General features: G+C 64.9%; 17 protein-coding genes. 14 read left to right on the forward strand and 3 right to left on the reverse strand.

Features of this window, described 5'->3' with window-relative positions:
• The first annotated feature begins 47 nt into the window (after positions 1-47).
• From RAB70_RS11515 to RAB70_RS11545, 7 genes are all read left to right on the forward strand, one after another.
• On the forward strand, positions 48-1121 hold the full coding sequence (locus RAB70_RS11515) for a type IV secretion system protein (RefSeq protein WP_148829278.1): 1074 nt from the start codon (positions 48-50) through the stop codon (positions 1119-1121).
• 239 nt (positions 1122-1360) lie between these two features.
• Positions 1361-1627: a DUF4189 domain-containing protein gene (locus tag RAB70_RS11520; protein ID WP_230979395.1), complete on the forward strand. Its 267-nt coding sequence runs from the start codon at positions 1361-1363 to the stop codon at positions 1625-1627.
• 124 nt (positions 1628-1751) lie between these two features.
• On the forward strand, positions 1752-2240 hold the full coding sequence (locus RAB70_RS11525) for a DUF4189 domain-containing protein (protein WP_211352204.1): 489 nt from the start codon (positions 1752-1754) through the stop codon (positions 2238-2240).
• Positions 2241-2364: 124 nt separating this feature from the next.
• Positions 2365-2634 (forward strand): hypothetical protein, encoded by a 270-nt coding sequence (locus RAB70_RS11530; RefSeq protein WP_225851671.1) that lies wholly within the window; start codon positions 2365-2367, stop codon positions 2632-2634.
• Between the two features lie 11 nt (positions 2635-2645).
• Positions 2646-2909: a DUF4189 domain-containing protein gene (locus tag RAB70_RS11535; protein WP_353949530.1), complete on the forward strand. Its 264-nt coding sequence runs from the start codon at positions 2646-2648 to the stop codon at positions 2907-2909.
• Positions 2910-3073: 164 nt separating this feature from the next.
• Positions 3074-3409 carry a hypothetical protein gene (locus tag RAB70_RS11540; RefSeq protein WP_148829276.1) on the forward strand — a complete coding sequence of 112 codons (336 nt, stop codon included), beginning with the start codon at positions 3074-3076 and terminating at the stop codon, positions 3407-3409.
• Between the two features lie 227 nt (positions 3410-3636).
• Positions 3637-5247: an alpha-glucosidase gene (locus RAB70_RS11545; protein ID WP_148829275.1), complete on the forward strand. Its 1611-nt coding sequence runs from the start codon at positions 3637-3639 to the stop codon at positions 5245-5247.
• Between the two features lie 993 nt (positions 5248-6240).
• On the opposite strand, the gene RAB70_RS11550 is transcribed toward RAB70_RS11545, so the two are convergent.
• Positions 6241-8991, reverse strand: a complete 2751-nt coding sequence (locus RAB70_RS11550) for a TonB-dependent receptor (protein WP_170268125.1) — start codon at positions 8989-8991, stop codon at positions 6241-6243.
• A gap of 485 nt (positions 8992-9476) precedes the next feature.
• Complete coding sequence (locus tag RAB70_RS11555) at positions 9477-11570, reverse strand: glycoside hydrolase family 97 protein (RefSeq protein ID WP_148829274.1); 2094 nt, start codon at positions 11568-11570, stop codon at positions 9477-9479.
• Between the two features lie 239 nt (positions 11571-11809).
• Between RAB70_RS11555 and RAB70_RS11560 the strand changes: the two genes are divergently transcribed.
• Genes RAB70_RS11560 through RAB70_RS11570 form a run of 3 tightly spaced genes read left to right on the forward strand, consistent with a single transcriptional unit; the run spans position 11810 to position 17174 of the window.
• Entirely contained in the window at positions 11810-14011 is a 2202-nt protein-coding gene (locus RAB70_RS11560; RefSeq protein WP_170268126.1) for a Six-hairpin glycosidase-like protein, read from the forward strand.
• Positions 14008-15492 (forward strand): MFS transporter, encoded by a 1485-nt coding sequence (locus RAB70_RS11565; RefSeq protein ID WP_148829272.1) that lies wholly within the window; start codon positions 14008-14010, stop codon positions 15490-15492. Before RAB70_RS11560 ends, RAB70_RS11565 begins: the two co-directional genes overlap by 4 nt.
• Before the next feature lie 8 nt (positions 15493-15500).
• On the forward strand, positions 15501-17174 hold the full coding sequence (locus tag RAB70_RS11570) for an alpha-amylase family glycosyl hydrolase (RefSeq protein WP_192578959.1): 1674 nt from the start codon (positions 15501-15503) through the stop codon (positions 17172-17174).
• A gap of 62 nt (positions 17175-17236) precedes the next feature.
• Here the strand turns inward: RAB70_RS11570 and RAB70_RS11575 are convergent, their stop codons facing one another.
• Positions 17237-18310: a LacI family DNA-binding transcriptional regulator gene (locus RAB70_RS11575; RefSeq protein WP_148829270.1), complete on the reverse strand. Its 1074-nt coding sequence runs from the start codon at positions 18308-18310 to the stop codon at positions 17237-17239.
• Between the two features lie 325 nt (positions 18311-18635).
• Here RAB70_RS11575 and thrS point away from each other — a divergent pair, with 325 nt between their 5' ends.
• From thrS to rplT, 4 genes are all read left to right on the forward strand, one after another.
• A complete protein-coding gene (gene thrS / locus RAB70_RS11580; RefSeq protein WP_148829269.1) occupies positions 18636-20540 on the forward strand; it encodes a threonine--tRNA ligase in 1905 nt (634 codons plus the stop codon).
• A 48-nt stretch (positions 20541-20588) separates the two neighbouring features.
• Positions 20589-21128: a translation initiation factor IF-3 gene (gene infC / locus RAB70_RS11585; RefSeq protein WP_081613216.1), complete on the forward strand. Its 540-nt coding sequence runs from the start codon at positions 20589-20591 to the stop codon at positions 21126-21128.
• A gap of 378 nt (positions 21129-21506) precedes the next feature.
• The gene (rpmI, locus tag RAB70_RS11590; RefSeq protein WP_010342861.1) at positions 21507-21704 is read left to right on the forward strand and encodes a 50S ribosomal protein L35; all 198 of its coding nucleotides are present in this window, start codon (positions 21507-21509) and stop codon (positions 21702-21704) included.
• 10 nt (positions 21705-21714) lie between these two features.
• The gene (gene rplT / locus RAB70_RS11595; RefSeq protein ID WP_010342859.1) at positions 21715-22074 is read left to right on the forward strand and encodes a 50S ribosomal protein L20; all 360 of its coding nucleotides are present in this window, start codon (positions 21715-21717) and stop codon (positions 22072-22074) included.
• Positions 22075-22134 lie beyond the last annotated feature (60 nt).

Consider the following 22134-nt stretch of genomic DNA (forward strand, 5'->3'; position numbering starts at 1 on the left):
GTGGCGATGATGTTTGGCGATGCGGGCGCCCGCGCGATGGAGTGTTTATGAATTTCTTAACGGATTTGGGGAATTATTTAGTATTCACCCGCATCAACGATTTCCTGCGCGACGAAATCGACTACTTCCAATGGTCGCTGCTGCTGCGCATGTCCTGGTGGGTCTCCGTGACGGCGATGAGCGCGCTGACACTGTGGGTGCTCTACAAGGGCTACCGTGTGGCCACCGGCCAGTCGCGCGAGTTCGCGATGGATCTGGTGGTGACCTCGCTGCGTTCGGCGCTGATCGTCGGCGCTGCCATGAGCTTTGTGTCCGCGAGCAACCCTTCAGGAGAGGGCGACACGAATAGCCTCTATTGGCGTCTCACCGATGGATTGAGCAGCGCCATCGTGAAGACGGTCACAGGCAGTTCGCAGAGTCCCTACAAGGAAATCGACAGGAACCTGGCGCTCATGCAGGTGGGCATGACGGTCATCGACCAGATCAATACGGCCGGCAATGCGGAGCGCCAAAGCGAGAAGGATCGGGCGCGCATGTTCACGGGCATCGGCATGGCCGGTCCGGCGATCGTTGGTGGGTCGTTGCTTCTGCTGAACAAGTTGGCAATGGCACTGTTCGTCGGCTTTGGGCCGTTGTTCATCCTGTGTCTGCTATTCGATGCCACGAAGTCCTTGTTTCAGAGGTGGCTCTTGTACGGGATCGGAACGGTGTTCTCTTTGTCTGTGCTGACGTTCACCGTTGCGCTTTCGACAAAGGTGACCACGGCGGTAGCATCGGGTTTCATCGCGGCCTGGGCAGCGTCGAATGGCTCAAGTGAGGGCGTCACAAGCATGTCCTTGCAGCAGGGCGGGATCGGCTTGGTACTGAGCACGTTGATCATCACCGCACCACCGATGGCGGCTTCGTTCTTCCAAGGCACCCTGGGTCAATTCAGTGCGTATTCGGCGTTCGGGCAGATCGGGCGCGATCCCGCCAGTGGCCGGCCCTATACCCCACAAGCGCCTGTTCGTGATAACGCCGAAACTAATGTGAATACAAATACTGCTCACGTTAATGCTAGAAATGTTGGCGGTCACGCTGATGTCGTTACAAACCCTGGTTCGCGTGGTAATGCATCATGATGGCGAAATATCAAGAAATGAGAATTTTGCGCATCTCATTCACCCTTTTGCTATTGGGATGTGTCGGCGTCGCACATTCGCAAACGCGTTGTCCTGTCGGTGCTCAGGCTGGAAGCGCACAGTGCTTACCTGATGATGAAATGTCCGCCCCCCCACCGAGGCCAACAGGGGAGTGGATTAAAACATGGGGAGCTATTGTCAATGCCGATAGCACGCAAGAGGCTTGGGCATCGTCCAGAATGCTATCGAAAGAGCAGGCAGAAGATGACGCGCTGGATCAGTGTAGGTCCGCTGGTTACAAGGGTTGCACTGTAACCTTCACTTATCGAAATCAATGCGTTGCCATCTCATCGCCAAGTGGCGGTGCGACTCAAGGAGGAATAGCGGGTAGGGCGGATTTGGCAAAAGCGAAATCTTCGGCTGTGGGTATATGTAAGAAAAATGGTGGCTCTGGATGCTCTGTGATTTACAGTGAATGTTCAGAGCCTGTTTTTAAGAAGTTCTAGTTTTTTTGGGGGCTTTTTGCATCTGGCCAATTAGATAATTGTACGATTGGGTGTAGCGGCGCACAAGGCCAGAGTTAAGTTGCAGCCTTGGTGGTTGTAGTGATTAAGGAGCAATGGTTGATTTGTGAATAAGAAGATATTTTTGTTTATCTCGTCTTTTTCATTTTTGCTCCTTTCTTTCGGCGCCTACGGCCAGACCCGTTGTCCAGTGGGCGCCCAAGCCGGGAGTGCACAATGTCTTCCAGATGATGCGGGTGAAGCGCCTCCACGCCCTATTGGTGAATGGATCAAAACTTGGGGTGCACTAGTCAGTTCAAATACGGCACATGGAGCATGGACATCCAAAGGGAAATTCTCCAAGGATGATGCCGTTAGTGATGCTTTAGGTAGATGTCAAGCTACCGGTGCTCCCGACTGTCATATTGATTCGACTTATTTTAATCAATGCGTGGCGGTTGTCGGTTCGCCCGATAAGATAGGACTATCAATTTCCAAGGCGAAGAACGAGTCTATAGCAAAAAGTGCTGCATCTGCTGATTGCCAGCAGAGAGGAGGGCGGCAGTGTGAAGTGAAATTTTCCGACTGCACTGAGCCATTCTTCAGGAAATTTTAATGCCTGGTTGTGATGGCAAGAAAGCTTTTGGCTGTGCGTTAGACGCTTCCAGCTTAGTAGGGTAACCAACAGATGGCGACTAGGTGGTGAGGGCGATCCGGATCGCGACAGGGTGGGCGGGGGCATGAGAAAAATCGTCGATTTTGAAATTGATGTTTCCAGGCCTCATGGGGTCGAAATGTGTGGTATTTCGATGCGCAGCCTTGTTGCTTTTTTTGTTGGAGCTTTTCTTCCAGCAACTCTGTTTGCCAAACACGTTGTCCGGTTGGGGGGTTTGCTGGAAGCGCTCAGTGTCTCCCTGATGAAGAAAGCTCCTCATCTGCTCGTCCTACGGGGGAATGGATTAAAACATGGGGTGGCATTGCTAGTGCCCCAACTGGGGAGGGTGGGGTAAGTTCAGGGCAGTTGTCCAAGGTGGATGCTGAGAATGTCGCTCTGCAGAACTGTAGAGCGACTGGTGCCGATCACTGCAAGGTTAACTTCGTCTACTACAATCAATGCGCTGCTCTCGCATACCCAGTGGGTAGTGCGGGTGGCTTTTTTCGTACAGGGAAGACTGTTGATGATGCAGTGAAGTTGGCAGTCGTTGATTGTGAAAAAGAGATGGTTGGGCGTCATTGCAAGATTAAGGTAAACGAGTGTGCGGATCCTGTTTTTAGAAAGTATTAGGGCTTTATTTTTGCGTGATATTTGTGCGTGCCATTCAGATATTTATTGTGTGCGCTCGAGATGGTTGATAAATTTAAAGATAATCCAGCTTCGACAGAGTTGATGGGTTGCGCCGTCGTCGAAGACGACGAGTATCGGAATGAATTTTTGAAAGGAGCAAGTCCATGAAAAAGTTGCTGCTGGTGATGCTTTGTTCCACGGCTTGGAGTGCGATGGCTCAATCGCCCCAGGAGCATCTTCGCTATCGGAACGACGATCCGTTCGTGTTCTGTACCGAGGGCCAGAAGGACCCCGGCAAGTGTTGGGTGCCGCTGCCTCCCTATACCACGGGAGCCTACATGACGATGCCTTATTGTCAGCCCATCAATCCGTACGGAAAGCCTTGGACGCCGCAAGACTACGATTCGCTCGGGCAGTATCAGCGCGTCTGTCCGCTGGCGTTGAAGTCCGGTGGCTGGACGGGGAAGAAGCCTGCAAACATGTCGCCAACGGAACACTGAGCGAGGGCATGCGTGCTGAGGTGTTTTTGCTCGGCTTAACCGAATTGGCCGTCGGCGATCAGGGATGTCGAAACGGTCCGGGCGCCAAAACTGGCGATTGAGGCCGATGGCGGCGCAGTGCTGAATACGTATGCAAGTACCGCTGAGATTCCTGCATCAACGCTACTCTAGCGCAGCGTTTCGCGTGCCCGTCGCACGCGCGATTTCTGCCCGAAGGGGGGCGTTGCATGTCTCAGTCTCCATGGTGGCGCGGTGCCGTCATCTATCAGATCTATCCGCGTAGTTTTCTCGACGCCAACGGCGACGGTATCGGCGATTTGCCGGGCATCGTGCGCAAGCTGGACTACATCGCGGCGTTGGGCGTGGATGCGATCTGGATCTCGCCGTTCTTCAAGTCGCCGATGGCCGATTTCGGCTACGACATCGCCGACTATCGTGAGGTCGATCCGCTGTTCGGCACCATGGCCGACTTCGATGCCCTGTTGGCCAAGGCGCATGCGCTGGGCCTGAAGGTGATGATCGACCAGGTGCTCAGTCACACCTCGGTGGAGCACGACTGGTTCAAGGAAAGCCGTCAGAGCCGCGACAATCCGAAGGCGGATTGGTACGTGTGGGCCGATGCGCGCGAAGACGGGGCGCCGCCCAACAACTGGCTGTCGATCTTCGGTGGCGTGGCGTGGCAGTGGGAACCGCGCCGCGGGCAGTACTATCTGCACAATTTCCTGGCCTCGCAGCCGGATCTGAACTTCCACAATCCGCAGGTGCAGCAGGCGACGCTGGACAACGTGGAGTTCTGGCTGGCGCGCGGTGTCGACGGCTTCCGGCTGGACGCGATCAATTTCTGCTTCCACGATCCGCAACTGCGCGACAACCCGCCCAAACCGCCGGAAAAGCGCGTCGGCCGCGGCTTCAGTCCGGACAATCCGTACGCCTTCCAGTACCACTACTACAACAACACGCAGGCGGAGAACCTGCCGTTCCTGCAGAAGCTGCGCAGCCTGCTCGACCGCTATCCGGGGACGGTAAGCCTGGGCGAGATCTCGTCGGAGGATTCGCTGGCGACCACGGCCGAATACACCCGCGCCGGGCACCTGCACATGGGCTACAGCTTCGAATTGCTGACCGACGATTTCAGCGCGGCCTACATCCGCGAGACGGTCTCGCGTCTGGAAGCGGCGATGACCGAAGGCTGGCCGTGCTGGGCGATTTCCAATCATGACGTGCAACGCGCGGTCACGCGTTGGGGGCAGGGTGCCGAGACGCCGGCCTTCGCGCGGCTGCTGATCGCGATGCTGTGTTCGCTGCGCGGCTCGGTCTGCGTCTACCAGGGCGAAGAGCTGGGCCTGGGCGAGGCAGAGGTGCCGTTCGAGGCGCTGCAGGATCCCTACGGCATCGCATTCTGGCCGAACTTCAAGGGCCGCGATGGGTGCCGGACGCCGCTGCCATGGGATGCCAGCGAGCAAGCCGGTTTCAGCACCGGGACGCCTTGGTTGCCGATCGCGGCAGCGCATCGCGCACAATCGGTGGCGGCGCAGGAGGCCGACCCGCAGTCGGTCCTGCATGCGATTCGCCAGTTCCTGGCCTGGCGCAAGCGCCATCCGGCCTTGCTTGAGGGCGACATCGTCTTCCACGAGACGGCCGAGCCCGTGCTGATGTTCCAGCGTCGCCACGCCGCGCATCGCTTGCTGCTGGCGTTCAATCTGTCCGCCGAGGCCGCCGACGTGGCGCTGCCTGAGGGCAGCTGGCAGGCGCTGCAGGTGCCGGGCGTGGTCGCGGGTGCGGTCGAAGAGCGCTTGCGTTTGCCCGGCTATGCGATGGTGTGCCTGCAGGGCGCATGAGCGGGACCAAATGATTCCTGCGACGGCGGCGTCGCATCCTGCTGTGTGGCTACGGCACTGCCGAGCTGTTGTTTTGGAAGACAGTCCGGCGTGCATCGCGTCGGATAAGGCCTCATGCATACGACGGACGTGGGCGTTTGTTGGACGACAAGGATCGCTCTGGAAGTTCAGTGTCCGTAGTAGGCATGTTGCGGTGACCACGCCACGCCGTCTTCGCGGTTTGGCGTGCCCGGTAATCAGGGCACGCGTCGTCGCCGACAATCACGCCGTCCTGGAACCAAGGCCAGCTCGGAGACTTGCCTTGCTGGCCTACACAACAGACTGCTGCGTCGCTGTCGCTCTTGCTGCCGGCTAGGCGACGCGGCCACGAATCCGCCGTCATCGCTGCGCTGGTGTCCATCGCGGCAATGTCACCATGTCTGCACGCCAGCCTTTGTGATCTGAAACGCCGCTTTTCCAGCGACGCCACTTGGTCTCAATCTCGCGGCCTCCTGGCTGAGACCCATCGTTGAAGATGGTGCTGCTCACCTCGGTCAGTTGCCGCAGTATCGATTCGGCCCGGATGCATGGTCCGTGGCGCGGTCGGGCCGCCCAGTTCGGAGTTCAGCAATGAATGTCCAGGCATGGCGCTTTCTGGCACGCAAAGGGCTTGGGCCATGCACTCCTGAAGTGCGTTTTTTTTCGGCGAAGCGGCCATTTCGCGCGCTCGCGGCTTTTTTGTCGGGAACTTCGCGGACGCGGCGAGATCTCCATCAGTTCCCGCACGATCGCTTTCTGTAAATCTGCTCGCAGGCGAAGGTGCTGGTGTGCGCCCTCCAGGCCGCTCGTCTTGATCCCGATCGGCAAACCAGATCGTCGCCGCTGCTCGATCCTGATCTCATCGTTTTCTCGTCGGCCACCGCGGCATTTGACGCAACCGTCCGCGGCAACCGCCCCAACGAAAACGCCCGCCGGGTGCGCCGGCGGGCGTCGTCTGCAGCCTCTACGCGGGACTCAGAACTTGTAGTTCACGCCCAGCATGTAGGTGCGTCCCCATTCGACGTACTCCAGCGGGCGATCCTTGGTGCCGGCGTAGGTGCGGTAGGGCGAGTTGGTCAGGTTGCTCGCCTGCAGCAGCAGGCTCAGCCCGGCCAGGGTGCTGCCGTCGGCGAAGGTGTAGCTGACCTGCGCGTCGGTGACGTTCTCGCCGACGACGTAGCGCAGCGTGCGGTTGCCGTTGAAGTTGCCGATCTCGCCGATGAAGTCCGACCGCCGCCGCTGGCTGACGCGTGCCTCGAAGCCGTTGCGCTCGTAGTAGGCGGTGAAGTTGTACACGCGCTTGGACAGGCCGGGCAGGTCGATCGGCGCCGAGCCCACGCTGGAGGCGCTTTCGGGATCGACGATCTTGATGTCGCTGTCGTTGAACGTGGCACTGGCCTGGATGCCGAAGCCGCGCAGGCTGTCGGTGAACATGTCCAACGGCAGCGAGGCGGTCAACTCGAGTCCGCGCAGGGTGCCGCCCTTGCCGTTCTGCGGCGAGGAGAAGGTGCCGGTGGTCTGCACCGGCACGGTCATGTTGGGCGGCCGAACGTAGCTGGCGAGCAGGGCGGAGAAGTCGTAATCGTCGCGCGATTGCGTGTAGATGTAGCTCTTCAGGTCCTTGTAGAACACCGCGGCGGCCACGTAGGCCTTCTCGCCGAAGTACTTCTCGTACGACAGGTCCAGCGCGTTGGCGCGCCACGGGTCGAGCAGGGGATTGCCGCCGCTGCCGCCGGGCTTGCCGGTGGAGGTGTCCACGCCGAAATCCAGGCCGGCGCGCATCTGGTCCACGCGCGGCCGCGCCACCTGCTTGGCCGCGGCGAAGCGCAGGGTCTGCTGGTGCGGGAACAGGAAGGCCAGGTTGAGGCTCGGCAGCCAATCGTTGTAGGTCTTGCCGGCGTCGATCGGCAGCACGTTCTGGCCGGCCGGACGGGACTGGTCGAAGTAGCTGGACTGCGAGCTCTGGTCGGCGTGCTGCAACTGCACGCCGATGTTGCCGCGCACGCCGACCTCGCCGATGTCGGTGTTGATGTTGGCGCGGAGCCAGGCCGTGGTGATCTTCTCCTGCACCGTCCAGGACTTCGGAATCAGGTAGTCCAGATTGGTGACCGGGTTGAAGGTCATGTAGCGCGAGACCGCCGCCGGCACGTTCCAGGCCGGGATGGTGCCGATGCCGGCGAAGCCGAGGTTGACCGGGTCGTACTGCAGATCGCTGGCGATGCTGGTGTCGCCTTGCGCGCCGAGCAGGATGTTGCCTTCGGCCTGGGTCTTCTGCTTGCGGCGGTCGGCGTAGTTCACGCCCACGTCGATGTCCGAGAACCAGGTCAGCGCCTGCGGCGCCGGCAGCGTCGCCGCCAAGCGGCCACCCTTCAGCCGGTCCTCGACCTCCGGCACCTTGCCGTAGCCGGAGCCGTAGATGGTGTTGGTCAGGAACAGGTTGTTCGGGTCGGAGTAGTCGCGGCCGGGTGTGATCTGCGAGAAGCCATTCGGCTTGACCACGAGACCGACCGTGTCCAGCTGCGGCATCGGCACCAGCTGCAGGTTGTTCTCCAGGTTCAGCTCCTTGCGGGTGGCCTTGGAGTAGTTCAGGTCGGCCATCAGGCGCACGCTGCCGAGGTTGAACTCGTTGTTCCAGCCGAATGCGTCGATCTTGTCCTTGCGCTTGTTGTACATGCCGCGCACCAGCGGATACACGCCGCTGGCGGTGCCGCCGGTGAAGCTGCCGCTGGCGTCGACCTGCGGATTGGTGATCAGCAGGCCGGGCGTGTAGCCGCCGTTGTAGTTGCTGAGATTGACCTCGAACTGGTTGGCGGTGTCGATCTGCTCGGCTTCGGTATGGAATGCGTCGAAGGTGCTGGTCCAACTGCTGGACGGACGGAACTGCACGGTCGCCATCACGCCGTCGCGCTTGTTGTTGCCGGTGCGGCGCAGCGCCTTGATGCCGTCGGAGAAGTAGGTGCCAGGCGCCACGCCGGGACGGCTGCCGCTGTCGGTGTTCTGCGTGGTCCACGGCTCGTACAGGCCGACCTGGTTCTCCTGGATGGGCATGTCGCTGTGGGCATAGCCGATCGAGAAGCCCAGGGTGTTGTCCAGGAACTGGTCGATGTAGCTGGCGCTGAAGCGGTTGCCGAAGGCGTCGACGTTGGCGGCCTTGCCGAGCGAGCTCTTCTGCAGGCGGCCGCTGACGGCGATCACCCGGTCCGGGAAGCTCAGCGGACGCACGGTCTGCATGTCGATGGTGCCGGACAGGCCCTGGCCGACCAGGCCGGCATCGGGCGTCTTGTACACGGTCACGCCGTTGACCAGCTCCGACGGGTACTGATCGAACTCGACGCTGCGGTTGTCGCCGGTGCTGACCACTTCGCGGCCGTTGAGCAGGGTGGTGGCGAAGTCGGGCGACAGGCCGCGCACGCTGATCACCTGGGCGCGGCCGGCGACGCGCTGCGCGGCCAGGCCGGGCAGGCGCCCGAGCGATTCGGCGATGCTCACGTCCGGCAGCTTGCCGATGTCTTCGGCCGAGATCGCTTCGACGATGGACGTCGAATCCTGCTTGATCGCGATGGCGTTCTCGATGCCGCGGCGGATGCCGGTCACCTGGACCTTGTCCAGTTCGGTGACCGGATCGTTGGATGTGGTGGCGGTGGTCTCGGACTGTGCCGCAGCCAGCATCGGCGTCATCGCGACGGCCAGCGCCAGCGTCAGCGCGTTGCGCTTGTGGTTCAACATTTTCCCCTCCCAGGCAATGTTGTCTTGCGAATGTCTGAACCGGCGAGGCGGCCGGATGTGCGTGTCGCGCAGCCGCAGGGCGGTGTCGCGATTGCGCTGTATGGTAGACACGCGGCTTCGTCGCGAACGTCCGCTGCATACGTATTCACTGGCCTGCATCGCATTGGAAGCGCTTTCAGGATCGCAATGTCGTGCGCGCGCCGCTACGCCGGTGCCGCGGCGAGCATGCGCGTGCTTCATGCAGCTGACGTCGTGCTGCATGCACATTCGGGTACTGCACTGAGAGTGATGCCAGGGAGTACGCCGGCATGCGGACGTCGGGCGAGCTTGCAGATGGCACGACATGGTTTGGCGGACGCGCCGGGCCGCTGACCTGCCGCGCACGATGGCGCGGCGCCGCAGAGGCGAGCGCCGTGATCCGGCATGGCGAGTGCATGCCTCCGCCGCTGTGCTGCCGGCGGTGCCGCGTGCCGCATGGTGGTGCGTCAGCGCGATGCCGCCGTGCCAGCGGAGGCCGGCGCCGGGTCCAGCGGGACGAAACGGATCGCCTGGCCGCCGCCGGGCGCCAGCTTCACCTGCAACTGATCGCGGCTGGTGACCATGCGCTGCTCGCGCACGAAGTCGAACGGATTGTGCTGGTAATCGGCGGCGTCGCCGTCGCGGTAGATCTCGGCGCGATAGCGTACGCCGGGTTCGAGGAAGCTCAGCGCGATCGGCAGCACGCGGCCGTGCTCGTCGGTGATGCTGCCGAGAAACCAGTCGCGGCTGTGGCGGTCCTTGCGCACGATGGTCACGTAATCGCCGATCTCGCCGTCGAGCACGCGGCTGTCGTCCCAGTCCACCGCCACGTCCTCGATGAAGCGGAACGCGTCGCGGTGCTGCAGGTAGTGCTCGGGCAGGTCGGCCGCCATCTGGATCGGGCTGTACAGGGTCACGTACAGCGCCAGTTGCCGCGCCAGCGTGCTCGGAATCGCGCGTCCGCCGCGGCCCGTCAGGCTGAGGATACCGGGGGTGTAGTCCATCGGCCCGGCCAGCATCCGCGTGAACACCAGGTTCACTTCGTGCTCCGGCGGGTTCGGCGGCTCGCCCCAGGCGTTGTACTCCATGCCGCGTGCGCCTTCGCGCGAGAGCCAGTTCGGGTAGGTGCGACGCAGGCCGGTGTCCTTGATCGGCTCATGGGCGTTGACCGACAGGTGGCGCTTGGCGGCTTCCTCCACCACCTTGAGATGGTGGCGGGCCATGAACTGGCCGTCGTGCCATTCGCGCAACAGCGGGCCGCCGGCAGGATTGCGCCGGTCCACCTGGCCGTCGTCGCAGACGTAACCGGTCTTGAAGGTGTCCACGCCCAGCCGCGCGTACAGGTCCAGCGCCGCATCGAGCTGGTCTTCGTAGTGTTCCACCGCGCAGCCGGTCTCGTGGTGACCGATCAGGTGCACGCCCTTCTTCGCCGCGTAGGCGCTGAGCGCATCGATGTCGAAGTCCGCGGTGGCACGGGTGAAGTCGAAGTCGTCGCCGTTGCCGACCCAGTTGCCGTCCCAGCCGGGGTTCCAGCCTTCGACCAGCACGCCACGAAAGCCGTGCGCTGCGGCGAAGTCGATGTAGCGGCGGGTGTTGGCGGTGGTGGCGGCATGCCTGGGGCCGCGCGCCCAGGTGTCCTGGTTCAAGTGCATCGACCACCACACGCCGATGTACTTGGCCGGGTGCACCCAACTCACGTCGCCCAGCGCGTTGGGTTCGTTGAGGTTGAGGATCAGGTTGGAATCGACCAGGCCACCGGCGGTGTCGCTGATCTGCAGCGTGCGCCACGGCGTGTCGAAGGGCAGGGACCGGCGCACCTTCCAGCCTTCCGCCGACGGCGACAGTTGCGCGTGCAGGCGCTGGCCTTCGCCGCGGCGCAACCACATCCCGGCGTAATCGACCAGGGCGGCCTCGTGGATGGCCAGGTGCAGGCCGTCCTGGCTGCGCAGGGTGAACGGCGTGTGCGCCAGCGGCACTTCGCGCAGCGGCGTGCGCCGGTACAGGTATTCGTAGTGGATGGGCGCGCCGGCGGGAATCCACCAGGCGGTCGCCTCGGGGACGATGTCGAACTCGGTGAGTTCCTCGTCGATGATCGCTTCCTGCAGTCCGGCCTGTTGCGGAAAGCTGTAGCGGAAGCCGAGCCCGTCGTCGTAGACGCGGAACACCACCGCGAAGCGACGCTGGCGGCCGCCGCGCTCGCCCAGCTCCACGCGCAGCTCGTTGTAGTGGTTGCGCACGTAGCGGCGCTCGCCCCATGGCTGTTCCCAGGTCTCGTCGACGCTGCGGCTGTGCTGGTCCAGCACCGCCAGGTCGCGATCCAGCGCGCCGTCGCGCAACTGAAAGCCCAGCCGCGATTCGCCGATCACCGCCTCGCCCAGCCGCTGCACGCGATAGCTGGGGCGGCCTTCGTCCAGTTGCAGGGAGACGCGCAGGATCTTGCCCGGCGAGTCCACGCGGGCCACCGTCTGCGGCGCGGCGTGCAGGCATGGCGCAACGCACCACAACACGCTCGCCAGCAACGACGGTAGACGCAGGCGCGACAGGACCTCAAACAGCGGCATGTCCCCTCCCAGGGCGACCGTGGCAGCGCATCGACTATAGCGAGGCGGTCCGCGGCCGCCGTGGCGCATGCGATGAATACGTATGCAACTGCACGCGTCGCGGTGCCGCCCGTCTACCATGTCCGCAGCGCCCCGCGATGCGGAGGCGGCGACCGCAGCGCCGGCGTGCCGGCCTGCGCTTCCACCATGCAGGCAAAGAGGGAGGGAGGTCGATCGGTGCGAGCCGGTCTGCCGCTTCGATGCTGAAGATGATTTTCTTGGCCGCCACCTTGGGTGCTGCGGCGTCGGCGTCTGCTGGACAGACGTCATTGCAGTGGCGTGGCCAGACCGCGCAGGCCGAGGCCACGGCCGACGGTGGTTTCGTGCTGCATGCGGCCCGAGGCACACGCACGGTGCCGGCGCAGCCGTTGCGCAGCGAGACCGACAGTCCGTTGTTCGACGCGCTGTTCGCGCTGGCGCAACAGGAACTGCGCGACGACCAGGTCCAGGCGATCCGCGATCCGGCGTTCGATCACGGCAAGCCGTTGCCATGCGATTGCTACCAGACCGGCGAGCGCTGGCCCTACGTGTGGACCCGCGACGTCAGCTATGCCGCGGACCTGGCCCTGGCGCGGCTGGATCCCGAGCGCACGCGCCGCTCGCTGCGCTTCAAGCTGTCGCCGATGCGCGGCACCGACGCGCTGCCGGGGCTGTTCGTGGCGCAGGACACCGGCTCCGGCGGCAGTTGGCCGGTGAGCAGCGACCGGGTGGTGTGGTTCCTGGCCGCGCGCCACCTGCTGGACGATCCGGCCTTCGCCGCCGACACCCGCGCTGCACTCACTGCCACGCTGGCGCAGGATCGCGCGTTCGCGTTCGACCCGCGCATCGGCCTGTACCGCGGCGAGACCTCGTTCCTGGACTGGCGCGAGCAGACCTATCCGGCCTGGACCCGCGAGGATGTCGGCTTCATCGCCAGTTCCTTCGCGCTGTCGACCAACGTGCTGCATTACCAGGCGCTGCGCCTGGGCGAGCGCCTGGCCCGGGAGCAGGGCGACACGCAGGCGGCCGCGCGCTATGCCGACTGGGCCGATGCACTGCGCCAGGCGATCGCGCAGCGTTTCTGGCGCGAGGACCGCGGCACCTACGTCAGCTACATCGGCACCGCCGAGCATCCGGTGCGCTACGAAAGCTACGATCTGCTGGGCCTGTCGCTGGCAGTGCTGGCCGACGTGCTGCCGGCCGCGCGCGCGCGCCAGGCGCTGGCCCGCTATCCGGCGGTGGCGGCGGGCAGCCCGGTGGCGTGGCCGCAGCAGCGCGACGTGCCGATCTACCACAACCGGGCGATCTGGCCGTTCGTCAGCGCCTACGCGCTGCGCGCGGCGCGGCAGACCGACGACAGTGCGCGCATCGACCTGGAAGTGCGCTCGCTGCTGCGCGGCGCCGCGCTGGCCGGATCGAACATGGAGAACTACGAGTTCCTGAGCCAGGCCGTGCATGTCGACGACGGTCCGCTCAGCGGCCCGGTGGTCAATTCGCCGCGGCAGCTGTGGTCGGTGGCCGGCTACCTGGCGATGGTGGTCGAGGGCGTGTTCGGCGTGGAGGACGATGGCCGCGTGCTGCCCAAGTTGCCGACCAGCCTGGTGCCCATGCTGTTCGGCGAGCGCCAGGAGATCGCGTTGCAGCTGAAGGACCGCCGGATCGTGCTGCGCCGGCCGATGCAGCTGCAGGGCGACCTGCTGGTCGCCGGCAAGACCCATAGCCAGAACGGCGTCATCACCATCGACTTGGTGGCACGCCACAGCGGAAGTGCGCCCTTGCAGATGCTGACGGCAGAAGACGCCTTCGCGCCGCTGGCACCGCCGGCACCGCAGGTGCGACGCGAGACCGGGGGCTGGCGGGTGCAGGCGGCTGCGGACTCGGTGTTGTACGTCGATGGGCAGGCACGCGAGGGCAGCGCCGACGGCGCGCTGCTGCCGCTGGCCGAGCGCGTGCAATGCCTGAGTCTCACCCGGAAGGGTGCGCGTTGGGAGTCGTTGCACAGCCCCACTGTCTGCGTCGGCAACGTCGCCCGCGTGGAGGGCGCCGACGGTTGGACGTGGACCGCGCCGCACGATGGCGCCTACCGGCTGAGCCTGCGTTACGTCAACGCGCATGGTCCGATCAACACCGGCGTCACCGCCGCGGTCAAACGCCTGCAGGTGCAGTGCGGTGCAAATTCGCCGCAGTCGCAGCCGTTGGTGATGCCGCACAGCGTCGGCGAGCAGACCTCGACGGCGGCGCTGTTCGCGCTGCAGGCCGGGCAGCGCTGCCACGCCCGGCTGTTGCCGGCGGCGAACATGAGCGCGCTGCAGCACTTCGCGCGCTACACCGGTGGCCAGGGCGGCGCCGATGGCGTGGTCAATGCCGCCGATGTCGCCGCGCTGCTGATCGCGCCGGCCGGCCCGATCGAGGAGCGCCCATGAGCGCCGTGCCACGCGCCAAGCCGGCGCTGTCGTTCTGGCAGATCTGGAACATGTGCTTCGGCTTCCTCGGCATCCAGTTCGGCTTCGCGCTGCAGAACGCCAACGCCAGCCGCATCTTCCAGACCCTGGGCGCCGACATGGAGCAGGTGCCGGGACTGTGGATCGCCGCACCGCTGACCGGCCTGATCGTGCAGCCGATCGTCGGTTACCTGTCCGACCGCACCTGGAACCGCTTCGGCCGGCGCCGCCCGTACTTCATGGTCGGCGCGCTGTTCACCACGCTGGCCCTGCTGGTGATGCCGAACTCGCCGACGCTATGGGTGGCGGCCGGCACGTTGTGGGTGCTGGACGCCTCGATCAACATCTCGATGGAGCCGTTCCGCGCCTTCGTCGGCGACCAGTTGCCGACGCGCCAGCGCGCCACTGGCTATGCGATGCAGAGCTTCTTCATTGGCGTTGGCGCAGTGGTGGCGAGCATGCTGCCGTGGCTGCTGGCGCACTGGGGCGTCAGCAATACCGCCGCCCCCGGCGAGGTGCCGGCGACGGTGCGCTACGCGTTCTATGTGGGCGGTGCGGTGCTGTTCCTGTCCATCGGCTGGACCGTGCTGCGCACCCGCGAGTATCCGCCCGAAGATCTGCACGGCAGCGACGTCGTCACCGCGGACGCAGCGGCGGCGCAACCGCGCCGTGTCGATGGCGCCGCTGCGCTGTGGTGCGCGGTGGGTATTGCCGGCGCGGCGGCCATCGCCTGGTGCCGGGGCGACCGCATGCTGTACGTGCTGGCCGGCCTGTGCATCGCTTACGGCGTGCTGCAGGGCCTGGCGCCGCGCCTGCGTCGCGGACACATGCTGGCGGCGATCGTCTGCGACCTGCAGACCATGCCGCGGGCGATGCGGCGCCTGGCCGGAGTGCAGTTCTTCTCCTGGTTCGCGTTGTTCGCGATGTGGATCAACACCACCGCTGCGGTCACCCAGACCCACTACGGCACCCAGGACGTCACCTCGGCCGCCTACAACGAGGGCGCCAACTGGGTCGGTGTGCTGTTCGCCGCCTACAACGGCTTCGCCGCACTGGCCGCGATCGCCATTCCGCTGCTGGTGCGCGCCTGCGGGCTGCGCGTGAGTCATCTGCTGAATCTGTGCCTGGGCGCGGCCGGCCTGCTGTCGTTCCTGTGGATCCGCGATCCGCAGTGGCTGCTGCTGTCGATGGTCGGGGTGGGCTTCGCCTGGGCCTCGATCCTGTCGTTGCCCTACGCCTTGCTGTCGGACAGCGTGCCGGCGGCGAAGATGGGCGTGTACATGGGCATCTTCAATTTCTTCATCGTGATCCCGCAGTTGGTCGCGGTCAGCGTGCTGGGCTTCGTGCTCACGCACTGGCTCGGCGGCCGGCCGCTGTACGCGCTGGCGATCGGCGGCGGCAGCCTGCTGGTGGCGGCGCTGTGCGTGCTGTGGGTGCCGTCGGATTCGGGAGCGAACGCATGATCGATCGGATGTCGTTGTTGGCGCTGGCCCTGCTGGGCGCCTGCGCCGCGTCGGCGCAGGCCCAGGCGCCTGCGCAGGAGGAGTTCTACGGCACGCTGGAGCCGTTCGCCAGCGAGGCGGTGTACTTCGTGGTCACCGATCGCTTCGTCAACGGCGATCCCGGCAACGATCATCGCGACCAGGGCGGCGCGCATCGCACCTTCGACATCCCGATCCCGGCGCCGCCGGGCGAGAGCGACAACATCGGCTACCTCGGCGGCGACTTCAAGGGCGTGGTCGACAACGCCGGCTACATACGCGACCTGGGCTTCGGCGCGGTGTGGATCACCCCGATCGTCGACAACCCGGACGAGGCCTTCACCGGCGGCAAGCCGATCACCTGGGGCAGCTCGCTGAGCGACCGTGGCAAGACCGGTTACCACGGCTACTGGGGCGTGAATTTCTACAAGCTCGACGAGCATCTGCCGAGCCCGGGCCTGGATTTCGGTGGCTTCACTCAGGCCATGCACGCGCAGCAGTTGAAGGTGGTGCTGGACATCGTCGGTAATCACGGCTCGCCCGCCTGGACCATGCCCAAGCGGCAGCCGATGTTCGGCCAGGTCTTCGACCGCGACGGCAAACTGATCGCCGACCACCAGAACCTGCCGCCGTCCAAGCTGGACCCGGCGCACAACCCGCTGCACGCGTTCTACAACACCGGCGGCAACCTGGCGCAGTTGTCCGATTTCAACGAGCGCAACCCGGCAGTGATGGAGTATCTGGTCGGCGCCTATTCGCAGTGGCTGGGGCAGGGCGCCGATGCGTTCCGGATCGACACCATCGGTTGGATGCCCGACAGCTTCTGGCACGAGTTCGTGCGCCGCATCCGCGCGCAGCGCCCGGGCATGTTCATGTTCGGCGAGGACTTCGACTACAACGCGCACAAGATCGCCGGCCACACCTGGGCCAACAACGCCGGCGTCAGCGTGCTGGATTTCCCGCTCAAGCAGGCGCTGGCGGCGACCTTCGGCCACGCCCAGCGCGGCTACGAAACGCTGCAGCCGGCGCTGTACCTGGAACGCGGCCCGTACGCCAATCCGTACGAGCTGATGACCTTCTACGACAACCACGACATGGCGCGGCTGGACGCCAGCGACGCCGGTTTCATCGATGCGCACAACTGGCTGTTCACCGCGCGCGGCATCCCGGTGATCTACTACGGCTCGGAGACCGGCTTCATGCGCGGGCGCGCCGAGCATGCCGGCAACCGCAACTACTTCGGCCAGGCGCGGGTGAACGCGGCGCCGAGCAGCCCGATCTTCGCGCCGCTGCGACGCATCGCCACGCTGCGCCAGCGCAGCCCGGCGCTGCAGCGCGGCCTGCAGCTCAATCTGCAGCTGTCCGGCGACGAGGCGGTGTTCTACCGGGTGTTCCAGCATGCGGGTAGCACTCAGACCGCGCTGGTGCTGCTGAACAAGAGCGACGCGCCGCGCACGCTGGAAGTGCGGCGCTATCTGCAGCCCGGCACCTGGCACGACGGCTTCGACGGCAGCGCCACCGAGGTGACCGATGCGCTGCGCGCCGAGGTGCCGGCACATGGCGTGCGCGTGTTCCTGTCCGATGCGCCGATCGTGCGCCCGGACCTGCGCGCGCGGCTGCGCTGGCTGATGGCGGCCAAGGACGGCGTCGCGCCGACGCCGTGAACGCGGCGCTGCCGGTCGGCGTCAGCGCGCCGGCCGTCGGCGCGTCAGCGCCCGAGCAGGGCTCAGTTGCGCAGCAGCGACGAGCCGCGCAGCGCCAGCGTCACCGGCAGGGTGCGGCTGCTTACCGGCTGCCCGGCGATCTGCGCCAGCAGGGTGTCCACCAGCACCGCGCCTGCCAGTTTGGTGTCCTGCTGCACCGTCGACAACGCCGGATCGACGCTGGCCGCCACCGGGATATCGTCGAAGCCGGCCAGGGCCACGTCCTCGGGCACGCGCAGGCCGTGCTCGCGCAAGGCCTTCAACGCGCCGATGGCGATCAGGTCGCTGGCGGCGAACAGCGCATCGAAGCGTTCGCCGCGGCCGAGCAGGGCCAGGGCGGCCTCGTAGCCGGACTGCTCGGTGGTGATCGCATCGACCTGCAGCGCCGGCGTGGCCTCGGCGCCGGCCGCGCGCAGTGCCTGCAGGTGGCCGCGATAGCGTTCCAGGAATTCGGGGTAATGGTTGGAGGCGTCGCCGAGGAAGGCGATGCGGCGGCGGCCGTGCGCCAGCAGGTGCGCGGTGATGTCGTGGCCGCCCTGGAAGTTGTCGCTGCCGATCGAGACCCCCGGCTGCCCGGGCAGCACCGCGCCCCAGCGCACGAAATGCGTGCCCTGGTCGACCAGGTGCTGCAGCCGTTGCTGCGCCTGCAGGTAGTCGCCATAGCCGAGCAGGATCAGTCCGTCGGCCTTCTGGCTGTCGCCGTAGTCGGCGCGCCAGTTGTCCGACAACTGCTGGAACGACACCAGCAGGTCGTAGCCATGGCGCGCGCAAGCGCGGGTGATCGAGCCCAGCATCGAGTGGAAGAACGGGTTGATCAGCGAGTCGTCGGTGGTCGGGTCTTCGAAGAACAGCAGCGCCAGGGTGCCGGCATTGCGCAGGCGCAGGCTGGAGGCGTGCTTGTCGACCTTGTAGTTCAGCTCGCGCGCGATCGCCAGGATCTTGCGCCGGGTCTGCTCGTTGACCGCCGGACTGCCGCGCAGCGCGCGCGAGACCGTGGGTTGCGACACGCCTGCCAGATAGGCGATGTCCAGCGATGTGGCCTTGCCTTTGATGACGGCGCGTCCGGGTGCGGAGAAAACGTCGACGAAGCATGCCATGGCGCCCGCTGTAGCTCTTGCTGCGGCGCAGCGAAGGCCTTGGGCGCGCACCAGGAATGACCGTTTCGGTAAACGGCCGCAATTACCATTTTGGTAAAAGCTGGTTTACCATTCTTGCCTATCGACCTGATCCGGACATGGGTGGCCCGCGGCGACGCCGGCCGAGCGTGCGACATGAGCACTACCACCGCCCTCGCTTGAGTTCCCGCCCAAGGCTGTCTGAGCAGGCGCCCTTGTGGCGCCTTCTTTCTGTCCCGCGCCCAGGCTGGCCTGCCGCCGAAGTGGCGCGGACGCCGTCCCCCCGTTTCCCTTTCCGCCGACTCCCATGATCACGATTACGCTCCCCGACGGCAGCCGCCGCGAATTCGAACACCCCGTCAGCCCCATGGACGTGGCCCAGTCCATCGGATCAGGCCTGGCCAAGGCGACCATCGCCGGCCAGGTCGACGGCCGCCTGGTCGATGCCTGCGACCTCATCGACCACGACGCCAGCCTGCGCCTGATTACCGCCAAGGACGCCGAGGGCGTGGAGATCATCCGCCACTCCTGCGCGCACCTGGTCGGCCACGCGGTCAAGCAGCTGTATCCCGAGGTCAAGATGGTGATCGGCCCGGTCATCGCCGAAGGCTTCTACTACGACATCTACAGCGAGCGCCCGTTCACCCCCGAGGACATGGCGGCGATCGAGAAGCGCATGCAGGAGCTGATCGCGCAGGACTACGACGTGATCAAGAAGGTCACCCCGCGCGCCGAGGTGATCGAGCTGTTCAAGCAGCGCGGCGAGGACTACAAGCTGCGCCTGATCGAGGACATGCCCGACGACGTCACCGCGATGGGCCTGTACTACCACCAGGAATACGTGGACATGTGCCGCGGCCCGCACGTGCCGAACACGCGCTTCCTCAAGGCCTTCAAGCTGACCCGTATCTCCGGCGCCTACTGGCGCGGCGACGCCAAGAACGAGCAGCTGCAGCGCATCTACGGCACCGCCTGGGCCGACAAGAAGCAGCTCGAGGCCTACATCCTGCGCATGGAGGAGGCCGACAAGCGCGACCACCGCAAGATCGGCAAGCAGCAGGACCTGTTCCACCTGCAGGAAGAGGGCCCGGGCCTGGTGTTCTGGCACCCCAAGGGCTGGTCGATCTGGCAGGTGGTCGAGCAGTACATGCGCAAGGTCTACCGCGACAGCGGCTACGGCGAGGTGCGCTGCCCGCAGATCCTGGACGTGTCGCTGTGGCAGAAGTCCGGCCACTGGGACAACTACCAGGACAACATGTTCTTCACCGAGTCGGAGAAGCGCACCTACGCGGTCAAGCCGATGAACTGCCCCGGCCACGTGCAGGTGTTCAACCAGGGCCTGCACAGCTACCGCGACCTGCCGATCCGCTACGGCGAGTTCGGCGCCTGCCACCGCAACGAGCCGTCCGGCGCGCTGCACGGCATCCTGCGCGTGCGCGGCTTCACCCAGGACGACGGCCACATCTTCTGCACCGAGCAGCAGATCGAGGCCGAGGTCACCGCCTTCCACCAGCAGGCGCTGAAGGTGTACGGCGACTTCGGCTTCGACGACATCCAGATCAAGATCGCCTTGCGCCCGGAAAAGCGCCTGGGCGACGACGCCACCTGGGACAAGGCCGAGGCCGCCCTGCGCGCCGCGCTCGGCGCCTGCGGCGTGGAGTGGCAGGAACTGCCGGGCGAGGGCGCCTTCTACGGCCCGAAGATCGAGTACCACCTCAAGGACGCGATCGGCCGCACCTGGCAGCTCGGCACCATGCAGGTGGATTTCATGATGCCCGGCCGCCTCGGCGCCGAGTACGTGGACGAGCACAGCCAGAAGAAGCATCCGGTCATGCTGCACCGGGCCATCGTCGGGTCGATGGAGCGGTTCATCGGCATCCTGATCGAGCATCACGCCGGCATGTTCCCGGCCTGGCTGGCGCCGGTGCAGGCCGTGGTCATGAACATCACGGACGCGCAGGCAGACTATGTAGACAACGTGCGGAAACTCCTTGCAAATCAAGGCTTCCGCATCGAGGCCGATTTGCGGAACGAAAAAATCGGTTATAAGATTCGCGAACACACGCTGCAGCGGGTGCCGTACCTGTTGGTCGCGGGCGACCGCGAGACGGAAAACGGCGCGATTGCGGTCCGTACGCGATCGGGGGAGGATCTGGGCACCATGTCGGTCGCCGCCTTCGCCGAACGGCTGCGCGCCGAGCAGTTGGCGTGACACCACCCTGGTGCGGACGGAGCCTCCGTCCGCGCCAGTCCGATTCCCCTGGGAGATTGCAACATCAGTACCCCTGACAACAAACAGAACCGCAAGAACCAAGAGATCCGCGTGCCGCGCGTGCGCGTGATCGGCGCGGACGGCGAGATGGTCGGCGTGTTGACCCGCGACGAAGCGCTGGCGCTGGCCGAAGAGGATGGACTCGATCTGGTCGAGATCCAGCCGCAGGCCGATCCGCCGGTCTGCAAGATCATGGACTTCGGCAAGTTCAAGTTCGAGCAGCAGAAAAAGGCCAACGAAGCCAAGAAGAAGACCAAGCAGGTCGAGATCAAGGAAATCAAGTTCCGTCCGGTCACCGACGAAGGCGATTACCAGATCAAGCTGCGCAACATGCGCCGTTTCATCGAGGAAGGCGACAAGGTCAAGGTCAATATCCGTTTCCGCGGCCGCGAGATGAGCCATCAGGAGCTCGGTCGCGAAATGGCCGCGCGGATCGAGGCCGATCTGGGCGAAGACATCGTCATCGAATCGCGTCCGCGCCTGGAAGGCCGGCAGATGGTGATGATGATCGCGCCGAAGAAGCGCTGACCCAGTCCAGGATCGCGCCCCGCCCAGTGCGGGCGCGCGGCCGCCTGGGTGCCAACGGCGCCCACCGACATGGTCATCCCCGCATTTTGCCCCAGCGCAGGCTGCGTGGCGACGCCGTGCGCGCCGTTTTCGATTCCCTAGTCCCCATTCTCGATTCCCGGCGCGCCAGTGCGCGCCCACCGAACCGCATGATTTGCAAGGCATTCCAAGCCCTGGCATAATGCGCGGCCCAGTTCATCGGGTTTGCCGCTCGCGCGGCAATAGGACCCGCCCGGATCCTCAGTGGATCAAGGGCTTACAAGCAGGTAAGGGCACGGACGGAAAGTGTGGCGCAGCCACCGCCCTGACCAGTGACAAAACACCATCAAGGACATTGCAATGCCCAAGATCAAGACCAACCGGGCGGCGGCCAAGCGTTTCCGCAAGACCGCCTCCGGCAAATACAAGGCCGGCCACGCCAACCGTAGCCACATCCTCACCAAGAAAGCGACCAAGCGGAAGCGCAACCTGCGGCAGACGAACCACGTCCGTGCCGAGGACGCAGGCCGTCTGGACCGTATGCTTCCCTACCTCTGAGGACTGAACCATGGCTCGAGTCAAGCGTGGCGTCCAGGCGCGCCGTCGTCACAAGAAAGTTCTGAACCTCGCCAAGGGCTACTACAACGCCCGTCGCAAGGTCTTCCGCGTCGCCAAGCAGGCGGTGATCAAGGCGCAGCAGTACGCCTACATCGGCCGCAAGCAGAAGAAGCGCAATTTCCGTTCGCTGTGGATCACCCGCATCAATGCGGCGGCCCGCATCAACGGCATGAGCTACAGCCGTTTCATGAACGGCCTGCTCAAGGCCGGCATCACCCTCGACCGCAAGGTGCTGGCGGACATCGCCGTGCACGACGCGCAGGGCTTTGCCGCCCTGGCGGAGAAGGCGAAGGGCGCGCTGGCGGCATAAGTTTGCGAGTCCCTGCAGAAACCCGTGCGTCCACGTGCGGGGTTTCGGCGGGAGCCATCG

The sequence above is a fragment of the Xanthomonas sontii genome, assembly GCF_040529055.1.
Lineage (GTDB): Bacteria > Pseudomonadota > Gammaproteobacteria > Xanthomonadales > Xanthomonadaceae > Xanthomonas_A > Xanthomonas_A sontii.